This is a genomic window from Burkholderia sp. HAN2018 (genome assembly GCF_024704855.1).
In the GTDB taxonomy this organism is placed as follows: Bacteria; Pseudomonadota; Gammaproteobacteria; order Burkholderiales; family Burkholderiaceae; genus Burkholderia; species Burkholderia cepacia.
Genome location: NZ_QOBB01000040.1, coordinates 99887 through 122916, shown reverse-complemented (window position 1 = coordinate 122916; position 23030 = coordinate 99887). Strand labels below are relative to the sequence as shown.

Genomic DNA, 23030 nt, shown 5'->3' with positions numbered 1-23030 from the left:
GCTCCTTCTGGGTCAGGCCGCAGCCTTGACCGGACCCGACGCGGCGTCCTTGCCGGCGGCGAGCCCGAAATCTTCGGGGAAATGGTCGAGCGCGGACAGCACCGGGTAGGGTGTCATGCCGCCCATTGCGCACAGCGAACCGGCCAGCATCGTGTCGCACAGGTCGCGCAGCAGCGTGACCTGCCGCTCCGACGTGTCGCCGTGGCGGATGCGCGCGATCGTCTCGACGCCACGTGTCGAACCGATCCGGCACGGCGTGCACTTGCCGCACGACTCGATCGCGCAGAACTTCATCGCGTATTCGGCCAGCTCGGCGAGGTTCGACGTATCGTCGTGGAGCACGATGCCGCCGTGCCCGACGACCGCGCCGATCGCCGTGTACGCTTCGTAGTCGAGCGGCACGTCCCACTGGTGGTCGGGCAGGTAGGTGCCGAGCGGGCCGCCGACCTGGGCGGCGCGCGCGGGCCGGCCGCTTGCCGTGCCGCCGCCGAAATCGAACAGCAGCTCGCGCAGCGTGACGCCGAACGCGAGCTCGACGAGGCCGCCGTGGCGGATGTTGCCCGCGAGCTGGAACGGCAGCGTGCCGCGTGAGCGGCCCATCCCGTAGTCGCGATAGAACGCGGCGCCGCGCGCGAAGATCACGGGCGCCGTCGCGAGCGTGATCACGTTGTTGATGACGGTCGGCTGGCCGTACAGGCCCGCGAGCGCGGGCAGCGGCGGTTTCGCCCGCACGACGCCGCGCTTGCCTTCGAGCGATTCGAGCAGCGCCGTTTCCTCGCCGCACACGTACGAGCCTGCGCCTTTCGCGACGTGCAGCTCGAACGCATGCGCGGAGCCGAGCACGCGCTCGCCGAGCCAGCCGGCTTCGCGTGCACGGACGATCGCGGCTTCGAGCGTGGCGATTGCATGCGGGTATTCGCTGCGCACGTAGATGTAGCCGACCGTCGCGCCGGTCGCGACGCCCGCGATGATCATCCCTTCGATCAGGCAGTACGGATCGCACTCCATCAGCAGGCGGTCGGAGAACGTGCCCGAATCGCCTTCGTCTGCATTGCAGACGATGTATTTCTGCGTGGCGCTGGCTTGCCGGACCGTGCGCCATTTGATGCCGGCCGGGAACGCGGCACCGCCGCGGCCGCGCAACCCCGATTCGATCAGCGTTTCGCACGCTGCATCGCCGTCGAGCGCGAGCGCGTTCTTCAGGCCGGCGAGGCCTTCGTATTGCAGGTAGTCGTCGATCGACAGCGGATCGGTCAGGCCGATGCGGGCGAACGTGAGGCGTTGCTGGCGCGCGAGATAGGGCAATGCGTCGACGAGGCCGACACCGCTCGGATGCGTGCCGCCGTCGAGCCAGTTTGCGTCGAACAGGGCCGGCACGTCGGCGGCCGACAGGTTCGCATAACCGACGCGGCCGGCGGCCGTGCCGACCTCGACGAGCGGCTCGAGCCACAGCAGCCCGCGCGAACCGTTGCGGACCAGTTCGACGGCGACGCCGCGCCGCTGCGCTTCCGCCGTGATGGCGGCGGCGAGCGCGTCGGCGCCGAGTGCCAGTGCGGACGAATCGCGCGGAACGTAGATGCGGGTCGTCATGCGGCCTCCGGGGTGTGGGCGACCGCCTCGGCAAGCAGCGCGTCGAATTTCTCCGGCGTGACCTTCGCGTGCAGCACGCCGTTGACCGTCAGCGACGGCGATTGCGCACACAGTCCGAGGCAGTAGACCGATTCGAGCGCGACGTCGCCGGGCGCGTGCGCGTTCGCGACATCGCCGTGCGCCGCGTCGAACCGGCAACCCGTGCGGGCTTCCGCATGCGCAGCCAGCGCTTCGCAGCCCATGCTGCGGCACGCTTCGGCACGGCACATCTGGATCGTCACGCGGGCGGGCGGCGCGGTGCGGAAGTGGTGGTAGTAAGTCAGTACGCCGTGCACTTCCGCGCGCGACAGGTTGAGCGCCCTGGCGAGCGGCGCGACGCAGCCCGGCGGCACGTAGCCCGCGTCGTCCTGGATCGCGTGCAGGATCGCCACGAGCGACCGGCCGGCGCGCGCATGGCGCTCGACGAGCGCGTCGGGCGCTTCGGAATTCGGGGACATCGGTTGTGCTCCTCCAAAGTCTCATATGCGCTCTAAATTCATATAGTGCGCACTTCGACTTCGTTCTGATTGATTTTGAACAACGATAAGCGGAAGATTTGGCGGTCGCAATAGGAAATCGGAGTGCATAATTGGTTCGAATCGAATGCGACGCGTATCTGACCGTACGCGACACGGAAGGCCGTGCGGCCAGCCTGTCGGATGTCGCGCCGTTGCTGGAACTCGTGGCCGACACGGGCAGCATCGCGCAGGCCGCGCACGCGAAAGGGCTGTCCTACCGGCACGCGTGGGGCATGCTGCGCGCGCTGGAGGCGTGCATCGGCGGGGAACTGATCGAAACCGCGCGCGGCAAGGGCTCGACGCTGTCGGCGCTCGGGCAGGCGGTCGTCGATGCGCAGCGCCTCGCGCGCAGCCGGCTCGACGGTAACCTGCGGACGCTGGCGGCCGAGGTGGCGAGCGACCTGAACCGGCGGCTCGCGCAGCGCGACGGCGCCGTGCGCATTCATGCGTCGCACGGCTATGCGGTCGCGACGCTCGTATCCGCGCTCGTCGATGCGCAGGCGGCTGTCGACATCAAGTATCGCGAGAGCGTCGAGGCCGTGCAGGCGCTTGCCCGCGGCGAGTGCGACCTGGCGGGCTTCCATCTGCCGCGCGGTGCGTTTCGTGCACAGTGCGCGCAAATCTACCGGCCGTGGCTCGACGATACGCGCCATGTGCTGATCCACCTGACTCGGCGCCAGCAGGGGCTGTTCGTCCCGCGCGGCAACCCGAAGCAGGTTCGCGGCCTCGCGGATCTCGCGCGTAATGACATCCGCTTCGTCAACCGCCAGCCGGGGTCGGGCACGCGCATGCTGCTGGACCTCGCGCTGCGCGCGATCGGCATTGATCCCGAGCGCATCGACGGCTACGCATCGGCCGAGCTCACGCATTCGGCGATCGCGGCGTTCGTCGCGAGCGGGATGGCCGATCTCGGCTTCGGCGTCGAACCTGCCGCCCATCATTTCGGGCTCGATTTCATCCCGGTCGTCGACGAAGACTATTACTTCGCGTGCGAACGCGCGCGGCTCGACGCGCGGCCGCTTGCCGGCGTACTGGCGCTGCTGCGCGACACGCGCTTCGTCGAGCGCGTCGCGCATCTCGACGGCTACGATCCGGCTGCGTGCGGAACGTTGACGAGCATCGCGACGGGGCTGGCCGGCGGCGACGGCGCGAGCGTGCCGGGCGGCAATTCGCGGTAACGCGCGCGCGATCGAACCGCGCTGCAGCAGCGGGGGATTTGCGCTACGCTTGCCGCTTGACCAACGTTCCAACAAGTACGCCGTTCAAGCGTCATCCCGCCATGAAATTTTCCGTTCCCCTCGCCGCGGCAGCGTTGACCGCGGGGCTGCTGGCCGCTGTTTCGCCGTTCGCGCTCGCGCAGAATTCCCCCGGTGTGCCTGGCGGTATCCTGAGCGAACAGTTTCGCCTGAACGAGCATCCGCAGATGCCGTTCGCAGCGTCGACGCCGTCGCAGAAATACCAGAGCGGCAAGAAGTCGGCCTTGCGCCGTAAGGGCGACCTGGGCGATCCGAACGGCTGCAACCTGAAGTGTCCGATGGATAGCCAGTAACCGGGCGGACGGAGCACGTCCGCAAGGGTCATGCGGCGCCGGTTCGCTTGACGGGCGTTGCGTCCACGTACTGGCCTGGCCGGTTGACCGGCGACTGCCGGAGTCCCGTGGGATTCCGGTTCTGTCCGAGCCCCGCGAAGTGTTGCCGCTTCGCGGGGCTTTTGCTTTCCGGCGGAATCTTCATGCGATTCGGTGTCGGGCGATGCCTGCATGCGCGCATCGTCGGCCTGGTGGGGGGATTTAGGGTTAACCCTTAAATCAGGAAGGATGTCTTCCAGAAACCTGCCTTATTCTTAAGCATCCGCCTACATAAACTTCGGGTTGTCAGCGATGAACAAGGTGTTCACCGCGAACACAGACAAATCTGGAGGTAGGTCATCATGAAGTCGCTCGTTCAAGCTGTTGTCGTTGCTGCCGCTCTCGTTGCCCCGGTCGTGTCGTTTGCCCAGTCGGGTTCGACGATCACCCGCGCGCAGGTTCGCGCCGAACTGGTCCAGTTGCAGCAGGCAGGTTACAACTCCGCTCGCGGCGAAGATCCGCATTATCCGGAAGCGATCCAGGCCGCAACGGCGCGTGTTGCCGAGCAACAGCGCAGCGCGATGGCGCAAGCGCAAGGCGCCGACGCCAGCGGTTACGGTGCACAGGCGCAGGGTGCGTCGGCATCGGGTTCGCGTGCAATGGGCGTGCGCCCGGCCACCGCTGAAGAAATGAAGTCGCTGTATCGCGGCAGCTAAGCCGCACATCGCCCGGTGTGCGTGAGTGCTGGTGCGACGACGCGTCCGGCACTGCGGCACCCGGGCCGGCCGCCGCCTGGCGCGATCGATGATTGTGCGGGCGCGGCAGGACATCCGTCACCTCCTGTCGCCGGAATACCGGTGGCATTCCGCCCGGCCCGTCCGTGGCTGGGCGCTTTTTCGGAAGGGGAAGGGTGCATGCGTTTGGCAACAAAAAACCCCGCAGACTTGCGTCATGCGGGGTTCGTGCGACGAGCGCGGAATTTGGTGGAGGCGGCGGGAATCGAACCCGCGTCCAGAAGCGCTCCACGACTAGTTCTACATGTTTAGTTCAGTCATTTGATTTAACCGCAGCGACGCGGACGAACACGCTGCACTACGGCGATTCGCTAGGTTTTCGACCCTGGCGTCGCGACGCCGACAGGGCTTAACTGACGTAAATGACCTCTGGCGGTATTGCTACCGGTCTTGCGACACTAGCCCGTCAGTGAACTAGGCAGAGGACGGCGGCCCTTAGGCTGCCAGTGCGAACGTATCGTCGTTTGCAGTTACGATTTTCCCATTGATTAACGAGGTGACGGGTCCTCGACATGCCCTAGCCGCTTCACAACCCCTGTCGAAACCAGGTCGCCCCCGCGGATAAGATTGACCATTATAGCCCAACATCGCGCAGCAGTTCGCGCAGTTGCAGTGTCGTGTCGACGAGATGTTGCGCTTGCCAGTCGGCCGGTGCGGCGCCGTCGCCGCAGTAGCCGTACGCGGCCGCGATCGTCGCCATGCCGGCGGCGCTGCCGGCCTGAATGTCGCGCAGATCGTCGCCGACGTAGACGATGCGTGCGGGCGCGAGCGTCAACTGGTCGGCCGCATGCAGCAGCGGGGCCGGATGCGGCTTCGGGTGCGGCGTTGTGTCGCCCCCGACGACGCAGGCCGCGCGTGGCGCGAGACCGAGCAACTCGACGAGCGGCGCCGTGAGCCGCATCACCTTGTTCGTGACGATCCCCCAGCGCACACCGCGTGCATCGAGTTCGTCGAGCACGTCGCCGATGCCGGGGAACAGCGTCGTATGCACACACAGATCCGTCGCGTAGTTGGCCAGGAACTCGTCGCGCATCGCTTCGTAACCGGGCGTGTGCGGATCGATGCCGAAAGCGCCGCCGAGCAGGCCTCGCGCGCCGGCCGAGGCCAGCGGCCGCAGCACGTCGAGCGGTGTTTCGGGCAGGTCGCGCACGCGTTGCATCTTGTTGACGGCCGCCGCGAGATCGGGGGCCGTGTCGGCGAGCGTGCCGTCCAGGTCGAACAGCACGGCATCGCAGTGCAGCAGGCGCGGTTCGTCGAGTGCAGCCCGCGCGGTCGAGAGGGGAGTCGTCATGCAGGGTGGAGGGTCATGCGCCGCGGCGGCACGCGACGAGGTAGTTGATGTCGGTGTCGTTCGACAGCGCGAAGCGCTTGCCGATCGGGTGATACGTGATGCCCTTGATCTCCACGATGTGCAGATCTGTCGCACGCACGAAGCCGGCCAGTTCCGATGGGCGGATGAAGCGCGCGTAGTCGTGCGTGCCCTTCGGCAGCATTTGCGCGATGTACTCCGCGCCGATCACGGCGAACAGGTAGGCCTTCAGGTTGCGGTTCAGCGTCGAGAAGAACACCCAGCCACCCGGCTTCACGAGCGTCGCACACGCGGCGACGACATCGCCGGGAGACGGCACGTGCTCGAGCATCTCCATGCACGTGACGACATCATAGGTGCCCGGTTCACGCGCGGCGATCGCTTCCGCTGCGATGGCTTCATAGTCGACAGTGATGCCGCTTTCGAGGCTGTGCAGGTCGGCGACGCCGAGCGCTTCGGTCGACAGGTCGATACCTTTCACCTGTGCGCCGAGTCCGGCCATCGATTCGGACAGGATGCCGCCGCCGCAGCCGACGTCGAGTGCACGCTTGCCGGCGAGGTGCGCATGCGCATCGATCCAGCCGAGGCGGACCGGGTTCAGGTCGTGCAGCGGCTTGAATTCGGCGTTCGGATCCCACCACCGATGGGCGAGGTCGCTGAATTTCTGGAGTTCGTGCGGATCGGCGTTGGTCATGTCGGCAAACGGGCTACGAGAGGAGGGCGGTACTGCGATTCGTCAGCCCCGAGTATATAAGAAGCGGACGAGCGGCGAAGCGGCAGGCGCCTGGACGGGCGTCAAAGAAAAAGCCCCGCCGGGGCGGGGCTTTGAAGCAGTCGAAAACCGCGGCTTAGTTTGCCGGAACGGTCGTCTTCTGGACTTCTTGCGTACCAACCACTTCGACTTCCACGCGGCGATCCGGTGCGAGGCAGGCGATGAGTTGCTTGCGGTTCTTCTGGTTGCAGCCCGTCGTGACCGGGTTGCGCTTGCCCTTGCCTTCCGTGTAGATCTTGTTGGCCGGCACACCCTTGCTGACCAGGTACGACTTCACGGCTTGCGCACGGCGCAGCGACAGACGGTCGTTGTACTTGTCCGAACCGATGCGGTCCGTGTAGCCCGTTGCGACGACCACTTCCGTGTTCATGCCTTCGATCTTCGAAGCCAGTTCGTCCAGCTTTTGCTTGCCCAGCGGCTTGAGCGTTGCCTTGTCGAAGTCGAACAGTGCGTCAGCTTGATACGTGATCTTCTGGCTCGAGATAGCCGGAGCGACCGGAGCGACCGGCGGCTGCGGTGCCTGGGCGACCAGTGCGCCATCGCACTTCGCGTTGGCGGTGGCCGGCGTCCAGAACGCATCGCGCCAGCAGAGCTCGTTCGTGCCGTTCATCCACACCCATTCGCCCGTGCCGTTCACCCAGTTGTCATTGACGGCTTGACGCGACGCCGGCACCGACTGTGCCGAAGCGGATGCAGCCATAACTGCGGTAGCTGCAATGAACGCGAGCTTTGAAAGTTTATTCATATTTCTCCTCTCGAAATTGAGATTACCGCAGGTTTACTGCGAGCCTGTTGACGGTGACAAGTCATACATTGCTCGAAGTATAACATTGGTGCGGCACAAAAAACGCGGCACCGCTCTGTGTAGACTTCGAGCAGCGTCTAACTTTCAGTGCGTTGGCATTTTGCCATATCGTTCCCTTCCTACGAAAAAAAATCCTCCCCACCCTAAGATCGCTTCAACTTTGTGGTGCATGCGCAACACCGCCCTGCCGCAACTTTTAGAGATTGTCAAGAGTGTGTCGGCGAAATTGCGCGAATGTGCGTGGTTGTTTACTCGTGCGCATGAAACAAGTGTGAGGGGATCGTCGGCGGCGTCGAGTCGCGTGCGATTTCGGTCGAATCGACGTGGCCGCGATTTTCGCTATTTATATATAGAGGGGGCGGCGAATTGGCGGCTGATGGGCGCATGTTAGAATCTCGCGTTGCGTTGCGCATGCAGCGCCCACGCGAAAGGCGTTCGCCGTCTTCGCTCCGAAACGATACGGATACATGGATCAATTCGCCAAAGAGACCCTGCCCACCTCCCTAGAGGAGGAAATGCGCCGTTCGTATCTCGATTACGCGATGAGCGTGATCGTCGGACGTGCCCTCCCGGATGTCCGCGATGGCTTGAAGCCCGTGCATCGGCGCGTGTTGTTCGCGATGCACGAACTGAACAACGACTGGAACCGCGCGTACAAGAAGTCGGCGCGTATCGTCGGTGACGTGATCGGTAAGTACCATCCTCACGGCGACACCGCGGTGTACGACACGATCGTGCGGATGGCGCAGGACTTCTCGCTGCGCTACATGCTGATCGACGGGCAGGGCAACTTCGGCTCGATCGACGGCGACAATGCCGCAGCGATGCGTTACACCGAAATTCGCATGGCGAAGATCGGTCACGAGCTGCTCGCCGACATCGACAAGGAAACGGTCGATTTCGAGCCGAACTACGACGGCAACGAAATGCAGCCGTCGGTCCTGCCGTCGCGCATCCCGAACCTGCTGATCAACGGCTCGTCGGGCATCGCGGTCGGCATGGCGACCAACATCCCGCCGCACAACCTGAACGAAGTCGTCGACGCGTGCCAGCACCTGCTGGGTAACCCGGAAGCGACGATCGACGAGCTGATCGAGATCATCCCGGCGCCGGATTTCCCGACGGCCGGCATCATCTACGGCGTCGCCGGCGTGCGCGACGGCTACCGCACCGGGCGCGGTCGCGTCGTGATGCGCGCGGCCACGCACTTCGAGGAGATCGACCGCGGCCAGCGGATGGCGATCATCGTCGACGAGCTGCCGTACCAGGTGAACAAACGCTCGCTGCTCGAGCGGATCGCCGAACTCGTCAACGAGAAGAAGCTCGAAGGCATCTCCGACATCCGCGACGAGTCCGACAAGAGCGGCATGCGCGTCGTGATCGAGCTCAAGCGCGGTGAAGTGCCGGAAGTGGTGCTGAACAACCTGTACAAGGCGACGCAGCTCCAGGATACGTTCGGCATGAACATGGTCGCGCTGGTCGACGGCCAGCCGAAGCTGCTGAACCTGAAGGAAATCCTGCAGTGCTTCCTGTCGCACCGACGCGAAGTGCTGACGCGCCGCACGATCTACGAACTGCGCAAGGCCCGTGAACGTGGCCATGTGCTCGAAGGTCTCGCGGTCGCGCTCGCCAACATCGACGAGTTCATCGCGATCATCAAGGCAGCGCCGACGCCGCCGATCGCGAAGGCGGAGTTGATGGCGAAGCCGTGGGATTCGTCGCTCGTGCGCGAGATGCTCACGCGCGCCGAGAGCGAGAACGCGGCGGCCGGCGGCCGCTCCGCGTACCGCCCGGAAGGCCTGAACCCGGCGTTCGGCATGCAGAGCGACGGGCTGTACCGCCTGTCCGACACGCAGGCCCAGGAAATCCTGCAGATGCGCCTGCAGCGCCTGACCGGCCTCGAGCAGGACAAGATCATCGGCGAGTACCGCGAAGTGATGGCGCAAATCGCCGACCTGCTGGACATCCTCGCACGCCCCGAGCGGATCACGACGATGATCGGCGAGGAGCTGACCTCGGTGAAGGCCGAATTCGGCGACGCGCGCCGCTCGAAGATCGAGCTGAACGCGACCGAGCTGAACACCGAGGATCTGATCACGCCGCAGGACATGGTCGTCACGATGTCGCACGCGGGCTACGTGAAGTCGCAGCCGCTGTCCGAGTACCGCGCGCAGAAGCGCGGCGGCCGCGGCAAGCAGGCGACGCAGATGAAGGAAGACGACTGGATCGAGACGCTGTTCATCGCGAACACGCACGACTACATCCTGTGCTTCTCGAACCGCGGCCGCGTGTACTGGGTCAAGGTCTATGAAGTGCCGCAGGGGTCGCGCAACTCGCGCGGCCGCCCGATCGTCAACATGTTCCCGCTGCAGGAAGGCGAGAAGATCAACGTCGTGCTGCCGGTCAAGGAGTTCTCGGCCGACAAGTTCATCTTCATGGCGACGTCGCTCGGCACCGTGAAGAAGACGCCGCTCGAGGCATTCAGCCGTCCGATGAAGAAGGGCATCATCGCGGTCGGCCTCGACGAGGGCGACTACCTGATCGGTGCGTCGATCACCGACGGTGCGCACGACGTGATGCTGTTCTCCGATTCCGGCAAGGCCGTGCGCTTCGACGAGAACGACGTGCGTCCGATGGGGCGCGAAGCGCGAGGCGTGCGCGGCATGCAGCTCGAGGACGGGCAGCAGGTCATCGCGATGCTGGTTGCCGGCAGCGAGGAGCAGACGGTGCTCACCGCGACCGAGAACGGCTACGGCAAGCGCACGCCGATCACCGAGTACACGCGTCACGGCCGCGGCACGAAGGGTATGATCGCGATCCAGACGTCGGAGCGTAACGGCAAGGTCGTGGCTGCCACGCTCGTCGACGCCGAAGATCAGATCATGCTGATCACGACGGCCGGCGTGTTGATTCGCACCCGTGTCTCGGAGATTCGCGAGATGGGGCGTGCCACGCAAGGTGTTACACTCATCAGTCTCGATGAGGGTACCAAGCTCTCCGGCCTGCAGCAGATCGCGGAGGCTGAAGAGGGCGATGGCGAGGCCGACGAGGCGTCGGACGGCGAAGCCTGAAGAACGGATGAGACTCTGGCCGCCGCGGGCGTGAAGCGCCGCGGCCGGCGAGCAACCATTCATATTTCCAAAAGGGAGTGATGATGCAAAAGCAATTCAAGCAACTGGTCCTGCTGGCTGCACTGGTGCCGACGTTCGCGATGGCGCAAGCGCTGTCGAATTCCGCACCGGCGCCTGCCGCGGCAGCTGCGCCGATCGACGCCGACAAGAAGGCTGCGATCAAGGATCTGCTCGACGCGATCGACGCGCCGAAGCTCGTGTCGGCAATCGGCAACAGCGCCGAAATGCAGGCCAAGCAACTCGTGCCGGCAATCCTGTCGGACGCGCTGTCGGAAAACAAGACGCTGAACGACAAGCAGAAGCAAGCTGCCGTTCCGACGCTGCAGAAGAACGCGGTGCCGAAGCTGGTCGACGGCGCAGGCAAGGTGTTCGGTACGCAACAGTTCCAGAACGACGCGATGTCGGCTCAGTACGACGCCTACGCGAAGTACTACAGCACGTCGGAGATCAAGGATCTGACGACGTTCTACAAGAGCCCGACGGGCCGCAAGTTCATCCAGGTTCAGGATCAGGTCGGTCGCGACGTGGTCAACGGCCTGATGCAGAAGTACATGCCGCAAGCGATCCAGGCAACGCGTACGCAGGCTGACAAGGAAGTCGCAGCAGTCAAGCCGGGCAAGTAAAGCCGTCCGGGCACGCCACCGGCCGTTCGGCCGGGTTTGGCGGGAGCCTGACGACAGTGCGATAATGGCCGTTTGCGCGCGAGCGCAAGCGGCCATTTCTTTTCTGGCGCGTTCTGCCGGCGGCGAGCCGGTCGCGTCCCTCCGAGGTTTTCACGATGCGCGTCTTTAATTTCTCCGCCGGCCCTGCGGCGATGCCCGAGGAAGTGCTGCGGCAAGCCGCCGACGAAATGCTCGACTGGCACGGCAGCGGTATGAGCGTGATGGAGATGAGCCATCGCGGCAAGGAGTTCATGTCGATCCACGAGGCCGCGCTGACCGACCTGCGCGACCTGCTTGGCGTGCCGGCAAGCCACCGGATCCTGTTCCTGCAGGGCGGCGGTATTGCCGAAAACGCGATCGTGCCGATGAACCTGCTCGGCTCGCGCAAGACGGCCGACTTCGTCGTGACGGGCTCGTGGTCGCAGAAATCGTTCAGCGAAGCGAAGAAATACGGCACGCCGCATCTCGCCGCAACCGGCAAGACGGAAAACGGCTTCACGCGTGCGCCCGCGCGCGCCGAATGGCAACTGTCGGACGATCCGGCCTACGTGCATCTGTGCACCAACGAGACGATCGACGGCGTCGAGACGTTCGAGATTCCCGATCTCGGCGACGTGCCGCTGGTCGCGGATGTCTCGTCGCACATCCTGTCGCGTCCGATGGACGTCGCGAAGTACGGTGTGCTGTTCGGCGGTGCGCAGAAGAACATCGGGATGGCCGGTGTGACGCTCGTGATCGTGCGCGAGGACCTGCTCGACCGCTCGCTGTCGATCTGCCCGTCCGCGTTCGAATGGAAGACCATCGCCGCGAACAACTCGCTGTACAACACGCCGCCCACCTACGCGATCTACATCGCGGGTCTGGTATTCCAGTGGCTGAAGCGGCAGGGCGGTCTCGAGGCGATCGAGGCCCGCAATATCGAAAAGGCGAAGCTGCTCTACGACACGATCGATGCGAGCAGTTTCTATCTGAACAAGGTCGAGCCGGCAGCACGTTCGCGAATGAACGTGCCGTTTTTCCTGGCCGACGAAACGCGCAACGAAGACTTCCTTGCCGGCGCAAAGGCGCGCGGGCTGCTGCAGCTGAAGGGCCACAAGTCCGTCGGCGGTATGCGGGCGTCGATCTACAACGCGGTGCCGCTCGAGGGCGTGAAAGCGCTCGTCGAGTACATGAAGGACTTCGAGCAGCGCGGCGCCTGACGGCGGCGCTGTTCAAACAGCACGGCAAAACGCATGGACGACGAACTGAATTCCCGCCTGAAACCGCTGCGCGATCGCATCGACGCGATCGATGCGCAGCTGATCGCGCTCCTGAACCAGCGCGCCGCGGTGGCGCTGGAGGTGGGCGAGGTCAAGAAGCATTTCAACGCGCCGGTGTTCCGGCCGGAGCGCGAGCTGCAGGTGATCGCGCGGTTGCAGGACATGAGCGCGGGGCCGCTCGCGAGCGAGCACATCAGCGCCATCTGGCGCGAGATCATGGCCGCGAGCCGCGCGCTCGAGCAGACGATTCACGTCGCGTTCCTCGGGCCGGTCGGCACGTACAGCGAGCAGGCGATGCTCGAGTATTTCGGCCAGTCGATCGAAGGGCTGCCGTGCCCGTCGATCGACGAAGTATTCCGCTCGGTCGAGGCCGGGGCTGCCGCATACGGCATCGCACCGGTCGAGAATTCGACCGAAGGCGCCGTGTCGCGCACGCTCGACCTGCTGCTGCAAACGCAACTGCTGATCAGCGGTGAACTCGCGCTGCCGATCCATCACAACCTGCTGACGCAGGGCGGCACGCTCGACGGCGTGAAGCGCGTCTGCGCGCATGCGCAGGCGCTTGCGCAATGCCAGCAGTGGCTCGCGGCGAATGCGCCGCAGCTCGAGCGGCAGGCCGTGGCGAGCAACGCGGAGGCCGCGCGTCTCGCGGCGGCCGATCCGACCGTCGCGGCGATCGCGGGCGACCGTGCGGCCGCGCACTACGGATTGCAGATCGCGTTCTCGCTGATCCAGGACGATCCGCACAACCGCACGCGCTTCGTCATCGTCGGTAAGCAGCCGGCCGGGCAAAGCGGTCACGACCAGACGTCGCTGATCGTGTCGGTGAAGAACGAGCCGGGCGCCGTGTTCAAGCTGCTCGAGCCGCTCGCGCGGCACGGTGTGTCGATGACGCGCTTCGAGTCGCGCCCGGCGCGCGTCGGCACGTGGGAGTACTACTTCTACATCGATATCGAAGGGCACCGGGACGATGCGGCGGTGGCGGCCGCGCTCGCGGAACTCGGCCAGAAGGCCGCGTTCCTGAAGATACTCGGTTCGTATCCGCGCGCACGCTGATGCGCGGCGGCCCGTCGCCTGCTCGGGCAGGCGTTGCGGCGAGGCGGGCAGGGCAGGCCGGTTGGCGCTGCCGAAGGCGGGTTCGGCCCGCGTCCGGCGCAGGTTGCGCCGGGTGCGGGCCCGTTGCCCGGAATCTGGAATTTCGCATGCGGGGCGTCGTTCCGCGCGCGTAACTTGGCTCTTGTCGTGTCAGGCTTTGCATTCAACAAACTGGTCATTTTCGGCGTCGGCCTGATCGGCGGATCGCTGGCCCGCGCGCTGCGCGAACGCGCGCCGGGCGGTGCGGGCGAGGTCGTCGGCGTGGGCCGTTCGCGTGCGTCGGTCGAGCGCGCGCTCGCGCTCGGCGTGATCGATCGCGCGGCGGCACTCGACGATGACGCGCAATTGCGCGACGCGCTGGCCGGCGCCGATCTCGTGCTGCTGGCGGCACCTGTTGCGCAAACGGGCCCGTTGCTCAAGCGCATCGCGCCGTGGCTTGAAGCGGCGACGATCGTCACCGATGCCGGCAGCACCAAGTCCGATGTCGTCGCGGCCGCGCGAGACGCGCTCGGCGCACGCATCGCGCAGTTCGTGCCGGGGCATCCGATTGCCGGTCGCGAGTCGAGCGGCGTCGAGGCCGCGTTGCCGGATCTGTACGTCGGTCGCAACGTGGTGCTGTGCCCGCTGCCGGAGAATGCGCCCGAATCCGTCGCGCGGATCGACGCGATGTGGCGTGCGACCGGCGCCGACGTGCGCACGATGAGCACGGAGCAGCACGATCGCGTGTTTGCGTCGATCAGCCATTTGCCGCACGTGCTGTCGTTCGCGCTCGTCGAGCAGATCCTCGGCGAGGCCGACGCGGAACTCAAATTCTCGTACGCGGCGGGCGGTTTCCGCGATTTCACGCGCATCGCGGCGTCGAGCCCGGAGATGTGGCGCGACGTGTGCGTCGCGAATCGCGCGGCGCTGCTCGACGAGCTCGACGGCTATACGCGCGTGCTCACGCGGCTGCGCGCGGCGATCGACGCCGGCGACGGCGCGGCGCTCGAAGCCGTGTTCACGCGTTCGCGCGCCGCGCGCAAGGCATGGCAGGAGCGCGGCGGCGCGCCCGCTGCCGAACCGGTCAAGAAATAACAGGACGATTCCCATGGACTATCTCGATCTCGGCCCGTACTCCAGCGCATCGGGCACCGTGCGCCTGCCCGGCTCGAAGAGCATTTCGAACCGCGTGCTGCTGCTCGCGGCGCTGGCCGAAGGCGAAACGACGATCACCAACCTGCTCGACTCCGACGACACGCGCGTGATGCTCGACGCACTCGGCAAGCTCGGCGTGAAGCTCGCGCGCGACGGCGATACCTGTGTCGTCACGGGCACGCGCGGCGCATTCACCGCGAAGACGGCCGACCTGTTCCTCGGCAACGCGGGCACGGCCGTGCGGCCGCTGACCGCCGCGCTCGCGGTGAACGGCGGCGACTATCGCGTGCACGGCGTGCCGCGCATGCACGAGCGGCCGATCGGCGATCTCGTCGACGGCCTGCGCCAGATCGGCGCGCAGATCGACTACGAGCTGAACGAAGGCTTCCCGCCGCTGCGGATCAAACCCGCGACGATCTCGGTCGATGCGCCGATCCGCGTGCGCGGCGACGTGTCGAGCCAGTTCCTCACGGCGCTCCTGATGACGCTGCCGCTCGTGAAGGCGAAGGACGGCCGGATCGTCGTCGAGATCGACGGCGAGCTGATCTCGAAGCCGTACATCGACATCACGATCCGGCTGATGGAGCGCTTCGGCGTGACCGTCGAGCGCGACGGCTGGCAGCGCTTCGTCGTGCCGGCCGGGGTTCGCTACAAATCGCCGGGGCAGATCATGGTCGAGGGCGACGCATCGTCGGCGTCGTATTTCCTCGCGGCTGGCGCGCTCGGCGGCGGGCCGCTGCGTGTCGAGGGCGTGGGGCGCGCGAGCATCCAGGGCGACGTCGGCTTCGCGAACGCGCTGATGCAGATGGGCGCGAACGTGACGATGGGCGACGACTGGATCGAAGTGCGCGGCATCGGCCACGACCACGGCAAGCTCGAGCCGATCGACATGGACTTCAACCTGATTCCCGATGCGGCGATGACGATCGCGGTCGCGGCGCTGTTCGCCGCCGGCCCGAGCACGCTGCGCAACATCGCAAGCTGGCGCGTGAAGGAAACCGACCGCATCGCGGCGATGGCGGCCGAACTGCGCAAGGTCGGCGCGATCGTCGAGGAAGGCCCTGACTATCTCGTCGTCACGCCGCCGGAAAAGCTCACGCCGAACGCGGCGATCGACACGTACGACGATCACCGGATGGCGATGTGTTTCTCGCTCGTCAGCCTGGGCGGTGTGCCCGTGCGGATCAACGATCCGAAGTGCGTCGGCAAGACGTTCCCCGACTATTTCGACCGCTTCGCCGCGCTCGCCAAAGCCTGACCCGACTGTTCCGATGAAATCGACCCGACCCTTTCACCCGACTCCCGTCATCACGATCGACGGTCCCACTGCTTCCGGCAAGGGCACCGTCGCCGCGCTCGTCGCCGCGCATCTTGGCTTCCACCTGCTCGACAGCGGCGCGCTGTACCGCCTCGCCGCGCTCGCGAGCGTGCGCTACGGCATCGCGGCAGAGGACATCGACGCGCTGGTGAAGCTGATCGACGATCTCCACATCACGTTCCGGGAGGGCTGCGCGCAGCTCGACGGCGTCGATGTGTCGAACGACATCCGTGCCGAAGCGGTCGGCAACCGCGCATCGGCGATTGCCGTGCATGGGCCGGTGCGCATCGCGCTCGTCGCGCGTCAGCGCGCGTTCCGCAAGACGCCGGGCCTCGTTGCAGACGGGCGCGACATGGGCACCGTGATCTTCCCGGACGCCGTGTTGAAGGTGTTCCTGACGGCCAGCGCCGAGGCGCGCGCGACCAGACGGCATAAGCAATTGATGCAAAAAGGTTTTTCTGCTAATATAGATGACTTGCTCCGGGATCTTCGTGAACGTGACGCGCGCGACAGCAATCGCGCGGCCGCGCCGCTGAAGCCTGCGGCAGATGCCAAGCTGCTCGATACGTCGGCGCTTTCGGTCGATGAAGCGGTCGACCAGGTGCTGCAGTGGTACCGGGCGCTCGGCCAGCCCGCCTGAGAAGGCGGGTAGCAGTAGGTGTTCCGCGTCGCAAGCGCGGAGCGTGTTTCGAACCCTTAACCCCGTGTGGTCGTCGATCTGGCCCTTTCAGCCTGCCATTCCGGCCGGCGTGGCACAGCGATCCATGCACAATCAGATTTTTATGTCCGACCTGCAAACCTCCACCCCGAATACTGAATCTTTCGCGGCTCTGTTCGAAGAGTCGCTGACCCGCCAAGACATGCGCGCCGGCGAAGTGATTTCCGCCGAAGTCGTGCGCGTCGACCACAACTTCGTGGTCGTCAATGCAGGCCTGAAGTCCGAGGCTTACATTCCGATCGAGGAATTCCTGAACGATCAGGGCGAGGTTGAGGTGCAGTCGGGCGATTTCGTGTCCGTCGCGATCGACGCACTCGAAAACGGCTACGGCGACACGATCCTGTCGCGCGACAAGGCGAAGCGCCTTGCATCGTGGCTGTCGCTGGAAAAGGCTCTCGACAACAACGAACTCGTCACCGGCACGATCACCGGCAAGGTGAAGGGCGGCATGACCGTGATGGTCAACGGCATCCGTGCGTTCCTGCCGGGTTCGCTGGTCGACACGCGTCCGGTCAAGGACACGACCCCGTACGAAGGCAAGACGCTCGAGTTCCGCGTGATCAAGCTCGATCGCAAGCGTAACAACGTCGTGCTGTCGCGTCGTGCAGTGATCGAAGCAACCCAAGGCGAAGAGCGCGCGAAGCTGCTCGAGACGCTGAAGGAAGGCGCGATCGTCAACGGCGTGGTCAAGAACATCACCGACTACGGCGCGTTCGTCGACCTCGGCGGCATCGACGGCCTGCTGCACATCACCGACATCGCATGGCGTCGTGTGCGTCACCCGAGCGAAGTCCTGTCGGTTGGCCAGGAAGTCACCGCGAAGATCCTCAAGTTCGACCAAGAGAAGAACCGCGTCTCGCTGGGCATCAAGCAACTGGGCGACGATCCGTGGGAAGGCATCTCGCGCCGTTACCCGTCGGGCACGCGCCTGTTCGGCAAGGTCACGAACATCACCGACTACGGCGCATTCGTCGAAGTGGAATCGGGCATCGAAGGCCTCGTCCACGTGTCGGAAATGGACTGGACCAACAAGAACGTTGCTCCGTCGAAGGTTGTCCAGCTGGGCGACGAAGTCGAAGTCATGGTCCTCGAGATCGACGAAGACCGTCGTCGTATCAGCCTCGGCATGAAGCAGTGCAAGCCGAATCCGTGGGATGACTTCAGCCGCAACTTCAAGAAGGGCGACAAGATCACGGGCGCAATCAAGTCGATCACCGACTTCGGCGTGTTCATCGGTCTGCCGGGCGGCATCGACGGCCTGGTCCACCTGTCGGACCTGTCGTGGAGCGAAGCTGGCGAAGAAGCCGTTCGCAAGTACAAGAAGGGCGACGAAGTCGAAGCGATCGTGCTCGGTATCGACGTCGAGAAGGAGCGTATTTCGCTCGGCATCAAGCAGCTCGAAGGCGACCCGTTCAGCAACTACGTTGCAATGAACGACAAGGGCTCGATCGTCGACGGCGTCGTGAAGACGGTCGATGCGAAGGGTGCGGTCGTCACGCTGACGGGCGACATCGAAGGCTACCTGCGTGCGTCGGAAATCTCGCAGGATCGCGTCGAAGACGCACGCAATGTGCTGAAGGAAGGCGACAAGGTCAACGCGATGGTGATCAACATCGATCGCAAGTCGCGCGGCATCAACCTGTCGATCAAGGCGAAGGATTCGGCTGAACAACAGGAAGCGATCCGCGGCCTGCAGTCGGACACCAGCGCTGCTGCGACCGGTACGACCAACCTCGGCGCGCTGCTGAAGGCGAAGCTCGACGGCCAGAACCAGTAAGCCTCACGAGGTCTGCTGAAGTATGACCAAATCCGAGTTGGTCGCGCAGCTGGCATCGCGATTTCCGCAACTTGTCCTCAAGGATGCGGATTTCGCGGTGAAAACGATGCTCGATGCGATGTCTGACGCTCTGGCGAAAGGGCATCGTATCGAAATTCGGGGTTTCGGCAGCTTTGGCCTCAACCGTCGCCCGGCGCGCGTCGGACGCAACCCGAAGTCAGGGGAGAAAGTGCAGGTGCCCGAGAAGTTCGTGCCGCACTTCAAGCCTGGCAAGGAATTGCGGGAACGCGTCGACGGCCGCGCCGGTGAGCCGCTGAAGGCTGACGATCCGGACGACGAGCGTTGAGCGTCACCCGGATTGCCCGGAATCCATCCGGCGAAGGCTGAAAAGAAAAGCGCCCCTTGCGGGCGCTTTTTTCATTTCCGGCGATTGCGACGAAACGGGTGCGTGCAGGATGTGCGCAGCCGCGGAAACGCTTCCTTTACAATACGGGTCGATTCGGCGCGACGAAGGGGAGTCGCGCGCCGCGGCAAACCTCAACAAAGAGAGGGCTTCATGAAGTTTATCGTCTGGCTGATCCGGGTATTGGTGTTCGTACTGCTGCTGGTGCTTGCGCTGGCCAATACGCAAACCGCGACGCTGAATTTCGTGGCCGGCTATTCATGGCAGGCGCCGCTGATCCTGATCGGCCTCGCGTTCTTCGCCGTGGGGCTGCTGGCTGGCTTGCTGTCCGCGCTGCCTTCGATCTTCCGCCTGCGTCTCGAGAACGGGCGCCTGAAGCGCGATCTGCGCGCGGCGCGCGAAACGCCGGCCGTCATCGACCAGCCGCCGATGCCGCCCGTCATTTAACACGGACGCCGCGCGATCATCGCGCGGTTTTCGTCTCTGCTTCGATATTTCGCATGGATCTGGATTTCTGGTGGTTGCTCGCGATTCCGGTCGCGTTCGCGCTCGGTTGGGCGGCGTCACGCTATGACCTTAAGAATCTCCTGTCGGAGAGTGCCAACCTGCCGCGCTCGTATTTCCGCGGCCTGAATTTTCTGTTGAACGAACAACCCGACAAGGCGATCGACGCGTTCATCGAGGTCGCCAAGCTGGATCCCGAGACGGTCGAGCTGCACTTCGCGCTCGGCAACCTGTTTCGCCGCCGCGGCGAAACCGACCGCGCGATCCGCGTGCACCAGAACCTGCTGAGCCGCACGGACCTGCCGGTCAACGAGCGCGACCACGCACTGTACGAACTCGGCCAGGATTTCCTGAAGGCCGGCCTGCTCGATCGCGCCGAGGAGGCGTTCCACAAACTCGCCGACGGCGATTACGCACTCGGCGCGCAGCGGGCGCTGCTGACGATCTACGAGATCGAGAAGGACTGGAACAAGTCGATCGATACGGCGAAGCGCATCGAGTCGATGAGCGACAAACCGCTCGGCGTCGAAATTGCGCAGTTTCACTGCGAACTTGCGCAGGACGCGCTGCAGCGCAAGAACGCGGCAGCGGCTGCCGAACAGTTGCGCCTCGCGTTGACCGTGAACCCGCAGAACGTTCGCGCGACGATCCTCTCCGGCGACGCCGCGGCGGCCGAGGGCAACCATGCGGCCGCGATCGAGCACTGGAAGCGCGTCGAGGCGCAGAATCCGGCGTATCTGCCGCTCGTCGCCGACAAGCTGATGAAGGCGTACGTCGCGCTCGGCAAGAACGCCGAAGGCGCCGAGCTGCTGATGGGCTATGTCGACCGCTATCCGTCGAACGACCTGCTCGACATCGCATACCAGCACATCGCGGGCTTGCGCGGCCAGGACGCGGCGCACACGCTCGCGCGCACGCAGATGGAGAAGTCGCCGAACCTGTCGGGGATGCTGCACCTGCTCGATGCGCAGATCGCGGCGGCCGACGAGCCGCGCCGTAAGGAACTTGAAATGATGCGTGCGCTGATCAAGCAGCGCACCAAGAATTTGCCACGGTATACGTGCCAGAATTGCGGTTTCCGGGCGCGCAATTTCTACTGGCAGTGTCCGGGCTGCAGCGGCTGGGAAACCTATGCGCCGCGTCGCGTCGATCCTGCGATGCCGGGCTGATCCCGGCACGCGGAGCCAACGCGCTGCGGTTGCCGCCGGGTTCGTCCCGGCGGCCAAGTTAGTCAATTACCGGGAAGTACCGGAACATCTATGAAAATCACCATCATCGGCACCGGCTATGTCGGTCTCGTCACGGGCGCCTGCCTGGCGGAGATCGGCCACGACGTATTCTGCCTCGACGTCGATCCGCGCAAGATCGACATCCTGAACAACGGCGGGATGCCGATTCACGAACCTGGGTTGCTGGACATCATCGCGCGCAACCGCGCAGCGGGGCGCCTGCGCTTCTCGACCGACATCGAGGCAAGCGTCGCGCACGGCGAGATCCAGTTCATCGCCGTCGGCACGCCGCCCGACGAGGACGGCTCGGCCGACCTGCAGTACGTGCTCGAAGCCGCGCGCAACATCGGCCGCCACATGACGGGCTTCAAGGTGATCGTCGACAAGTCGACGGTGCCGGTCGGTACCGCACAGCGCGTGCGCGGCGTGGTCGACGAAGCGCTTGCCGCCCGCGGGCTGGCAGGCAGCGTCGCGCATCGCTTCTCGGTCGTGTCGAACCCGGAGTTCCTGAAGGAAGGCGCCGCGGTCGAGGACTTCATGCGTCCGGACCGGATCATCATCGGCGTCGACGACGACGAGACGGGCACGATCGCGCGCGAGAAGATGAAGAAGCTCTACGCGCCGTTCAACCGCAACCATGAGCGCACGATCTACATGGACGTGCGTTCGGCGGAATTCGCGAAATATGCGGCGAATGCGATGCTTGCAACGCGTATCTCGTTCATGAACGAGATGTCGAATCTCGCCGACAAGGTCGGCGCCGACATCGAGGCCGTGCGCCGCGGGATCGGCTCCGATCCGCGCATCGGCTATCACTTCCTGTACGCCGGCGTCGGCTACGGCGGCTCGTGCTTCCCGAAGGACGTCCAGGCGCTGATTCGCACGGCCGGCGAGAACGGCCAGCCGTTGCGCATCCTGGAAGCCGTCGAGGCAGCCAACCATGCGCAGAAGGACGTGCTGATCGGCAAGATCGAGCAGCGCTTCGGTGCCGACCTGACCGGCCGCGAGTTCGCGGTCTGGGGCCTGGCGTTCAAGCCGAACACCGATGACATGCGCGAGGCGCCGAGCCGCCGCCTGATCGCCGCGCTCCTCGAACGCGGCGCGACCGTGCGTGCGTACGATCCGGTCGCGGTCGACGAGGCGCGGCGCGTGTTTGCGCTCGATTTCGGTACCGATCCGGACGCGCTGGCGCGGCTGCATCTCGTCGACACGCAGGACATCGCCGTGACGGGCGCGGACGCGCTCGTGATCGTGACCGAGTGGAAGGAATTCCGGAGCCCTGATTTCACGCGCCTGAAGGCGGAACTGAAGGCGCCGGTGATCTTCGACGGGCGCAACCTGTACGAGCCGGATGCGATGGCCGAACTCGGCATCGACTACTACGCGATCGGCCGGCCGTATGTCGATCCCCAGTCGTCCTCCCGTGGCTGATCACACGATGAATACTCTCCGCGAGGTCGTTCCGGTGCCGCGTGCGCAACTCGCGCGCTCGCGCGTGCTTGTCGTCGGCGACGTGATGCTCGACCGTTACTGGTTCGGCAACGTCGACCGCATTTCGCCCGAGGCGCCCGTGCCGGTCGTGCACGTGCAGCGCCAGGAAGAGCGGCTCGGCGGTGCGGCCAACGTCGCGCGCAACGCCGTGACGCTCGGCGGCCAGGCCGGGTTGCTGTGCGTCGTCGGGTGCGACGAACCCGGCGAGCGCATCGTCGAACTGCTCGGCAGCAGCGGCGTGACGCCGCATCTCGAGCGCGACCCGGCGCTGCCGACCACGATCAAGCTGCGCGTGCTCGCGCGCCAGCAGCAACTGCTGCGCGTCGACTTCGAGGCCATGCCGACGCACGAGGTGCTGCTCGCGGGGCTCGCGCGCTTCGATGCGCTGCTGCCGCAGCACGACGTCGTGCTGATGTCGGATTACGCGAAAGGCGGCCTGACGCACGTCACGACGATGATCGAGAAGGCGCGCGCGGCCGGCAAGTCCGTCCTCGTCGACCCGAAGGGCGACGACTGGGCGCGCTATCGCGGTGCGTCGCTGATCACGCCGAATCGCGCGGAATTGCGCGAAGTGGTCGGGCAGTGGAAATCGGAAGACGATCTGCGCGCACGTGTCGAGAAGCTGCGCGCGGAACTCGACATCGACGCGCTGCTGCTCACGCGTTCGGAAGAAGGCATGACGTTGTTTTCCGCCACCGGCGAACTGCACGCACCGGCGCTCGCCCGCGAGGTGTTCGACGTGTCGGGCGCGGGCGATACCGTGATCGCGACGGTCGCGACGATGCTCGGCGCAGGCGTGCCGCTCGTCGACGCCGTCGTGCTCGCGAATCGCGCGGCAGGCATCGTGGTCGGCAAGCTCGGCACGGCCACGGTGGACTACGACGAACTGTTTCATTGAGCGCATGCGGCGGCGCG

The 23030-nt window shown here is 65.3% G+C and carries 21 protein-coding genes and 1 other RNA gene; 16 read left to right on the top strand and 6 right to left on the bottom strand.

The window, feature by feature from the left end:
• Positions 1-12: 12 nt before the first annotated feature.
• Complete coding sequence (locus DPV74_RS13480; RefSeq protein ID WP_059695851.1) at positions 13-1590, bottom strand: NADH-quinone oxidoreductase subunit NuoF; 1578 nt, start codon at positions 1588-1590, stop codon at positions 13-15.
• Complete coding sequence (locus tag DPV74_RS13475; protein ID WP_027788072.1) at positions 1587-2087, bottom strand: NAD(P)H-dependent oxidoreductase subunit E; 501 nt, start codon at positions 2085-2087, stop codon at positions 1587-1589. The genes DPV74_RS13480 and DPV74_RS13475 overlap by 4 nt, the downstream gene beginning before the upstream one ends.
• A gap of 131 nt (positions 2088-2218) precedes the next feature.
• On the opposite strand from DPV74_RS13475, the gene DPV74_RS13470 reads away from it, so the two are divergent.
• The 3 genes from DPV74_RS13470 (at position 2219) to DPV74_RS13460 (ending at position 4430) form a co-directional block, all read left to right on the top strand.
• A complete protein-coding gene (locus tag DPV74_RS13470) occupies positions 2219-3325 on the top strand; it encodes a substrate-binding domain-containing protein (RefSeq protein ID WP_091923230.1) in 1107 nt (368 codons plus the stop codon).
• A gap of 101 nt (positions 3326-3426) precedes the next feature.
• The gene (locus DPV74_RS13465) at positions 3427-3696 is read left to right on the top strand and encodes a hypothetical protein (RefSeq protein ID WP_027788070.1); all 270 of its coding nucleotides are present in this window, start codon (positions 3427-3429) and stop codon (positions 3694-3696) included.
• A gap of 380 nt (positions 3697-4076) precedes the next feature.
• On the top strand, positions 4077-4430 hold the full coding sequence (locus DPV74_RS13460; protein ID WP_027788069.1) for a DUF4148 domain-containing protein: 354 nt from the start codon (positions 4077-4079) through the stop codon (positions 4428-4430).
• Between the two features lie 265 nt (positions 4431-4695).
• Here DPV74_RS13460 and ssrA read toward each other — a convergent pair.
• The 4 genes from ssrA to ompA form a co-directional block, all read right to left on the bottom strand.
• Positions 4696-5065, bottom strand: a transfer-messenger RNA (tmRNA) gene (gene ssrA / locus DPV74_RS13455).
• A gap of 17 nt (positions 5066-5082) precedes the next feature.
• Complete coding sequence (gene gph, locus DPV74_RS13450; RefSeq protein WP_027788068.1) at positions 5083-5799, bottom strand: phosphoglycolate phosphatase; 717 nt, start codon at positions 5797-5799, stop codon at positions 5083-5085.
• Between the two features lie 13 nt (positions 5800-5812).
• A complete protein-coding gene (ubiG, locus tag DPV74_RS13445) occupies positions 5813-6511 on the bottom strand; it encodes a bifunctional 2-polyprenyl-6-hydroxyphenol methylase/3-demethylubiquinol 3-O-methyltransferase UbiG (RefSeq protein ID WP_027788067.1) in 699 nt (232 codons plus the stop codon).
• 154 nt (positions 6512-6665) lie between these two features.
• A complete protein-coding gene (gene ompA, locus DPV74_RS13440) occupies positions 6666-7334 on the bottom strand; it encodes an outer membrane protein OmpA (protein ID WP_021157465.1) in 669 nt (222 codons plus the stop codon).
• A 527-nt stretch (positions 7335-7861) separates the two neighbouring features.
• Here ompA and gyrA point away from each other — a divergent pair.
• The 13 genes from gyrA (at position 7862) to rfaE1 (ending at position 23013) form a co-directional block, all read left to right on the top strand.
• Complete coding sequence (gyrA, locus tag DPV74_RS13435) at positions 7862-10465, top strand: DNA gyrase subunit A (protein ID WP_027788066.1); 2604 nt, start codon at positions 7862-7864, stop codon at positions 10463-10465.
• A gap of 83 nt (positions 10466-10548) precedes the next feature.
• Positions 10549-11148 carry a DUF2059 domain-containing protein gene (locus DPV74_RS13430; protein ID WP_021157463.1) on the top strand — a complete coding sequence of 200 codons (600 nt, stop codon included), beginning with the start codon at positions 10549-10551 and terminating at the stop codon, positions 11146-11148.
• 155 nt (positions 11149-11303) lie between these two features.
• Positions 11304-12386, top strand: coding sequence for a 3-phosphoserine/phosphohydroxythreonine transaminase (gene serC / locus DPV74_RS13425; protein WP_027788065.1), 1083 nt, complete (start codon positions 11304-11306; stop codon positions 12384-12386).
• Positions 12387-12419: 33 nt separating this feature from the next.
• Positions 12420-13502, top strand: coding sequence for a prephenate dehydratase (gene pheA / locus DPV74_RS13420; protein ID WP_048024358.1), 1083 nt, complete (start codon positions 12420-12422; stop codon positions 13500-13502).
• 186 nt (positions 13503-13688) lie between these two features.
• Positions 13689-14615 carry a prephenate dehydrogenase/arogenate dehydrogenase family protein gene (locus DPV74_RS13415; protein WP_027788063.1) on the top strand — a complete coding sequence of 309 codons (927 nt, stop codon included), beginning with the start codon at positions 13689-13691 and terminating at the stop codon, positions 14613-14615.
• A gap of 13 nt (positions 14616-14628) precedes the next feature.
• Complete coding sequence (gene aroA, locus DPV74_RS13410; protein WP_059695838.1) at positions 14629-15933, top strand: 3-phosphoshikimate 1-carboxyvinyltransferase; 1305 nt, start codon at positions 14629-14631, stop codon at positions 15931-15933.
• Between the two features lie 13 nt (positions 15934-15946).
• Positions 15947-16633, top strand: coding sequence for a (d)CMP kinase (cmk, locus tag DPV74_RS13405; RefSeq protein ID WP_119337362.1), 687 nt, complete (start codon positions 15947-15949; stop codon positions 16631-16633).
• A 142-nt stretch (positions 16634-16775) separates the two neighbouring features.
• The gene (gene rpsA / locus DPV74_RS13400; RefSeq protein WP_027788061.1) at positions 16776-18488 is read left to right on the top strand and encodes a 30S ribosomal protein S1; all 1713 of its coding nucleotides are present in this window, start codon (positions 16776-16778) and stop codon (positions 18486-18488) included.
• Positions 18489-18510: 22 nt separating this feature from the next.
• Positions 18511-18834, top strand: coding sequence for an integration host factor subunit beta (locus DPV74_RS13395; RefSeq protein ID WP_006486894.1), 324 nt, complete (start codon positions 18511-18513; stop codon positions 18832-18834).
• 210 nt (positions 18835-19044) lie between these two features.
• Positions 19045-19338, top strand: a complete 294-nt coding sequence (locus DPV74_RS13390) for a lipopolysaccharide assembly protein LapA domain-containing protein (protein ID WP_021157458.1) — start codon at positions 19045-19047, stop codon at positions 19336-19338.
• A 53-nt stretch (positions 19339-19391) separates the two neighbouring features.
• Entirely contained in the window at positions 19392-20564 is a 1173-nt protein-coding gene (gene lapB / locus DPV74_RS13385) for a lipopolysaccharide assembly protein LapB (protein ID WP_059485227.1), read from the top strand.
• A gap of 90 nt (positions 20565-20654) precedes the next feature.
• Complete coding sequence (locus DPV74_RS13380) at positions 20655-22055, top strand: UDP-glucose/GDP-mannose dehydrogenase family protein (protein ID WP_027788058.1); 1401 nt, start codon at positions 20655-20657, stop codon at positions 22053-22055.
• A 7-nt stretch (positions 22056-22062) separates the two neighbouring features.
• Positions 22063-23013 (top strand): D-glycero-beta-D-manno-heptose-7-phosphate kinase, encoded by a 951-nt coding sequence (gene rfaE1 / locus DPV74_RS13375; protein ID WP_119337361.1) that lies wholly within the window; start codon positions 22063-22065, stop codon positions 23011-23013.
• Positions 23014-23030: the final 17 nt, after the last annotated feature.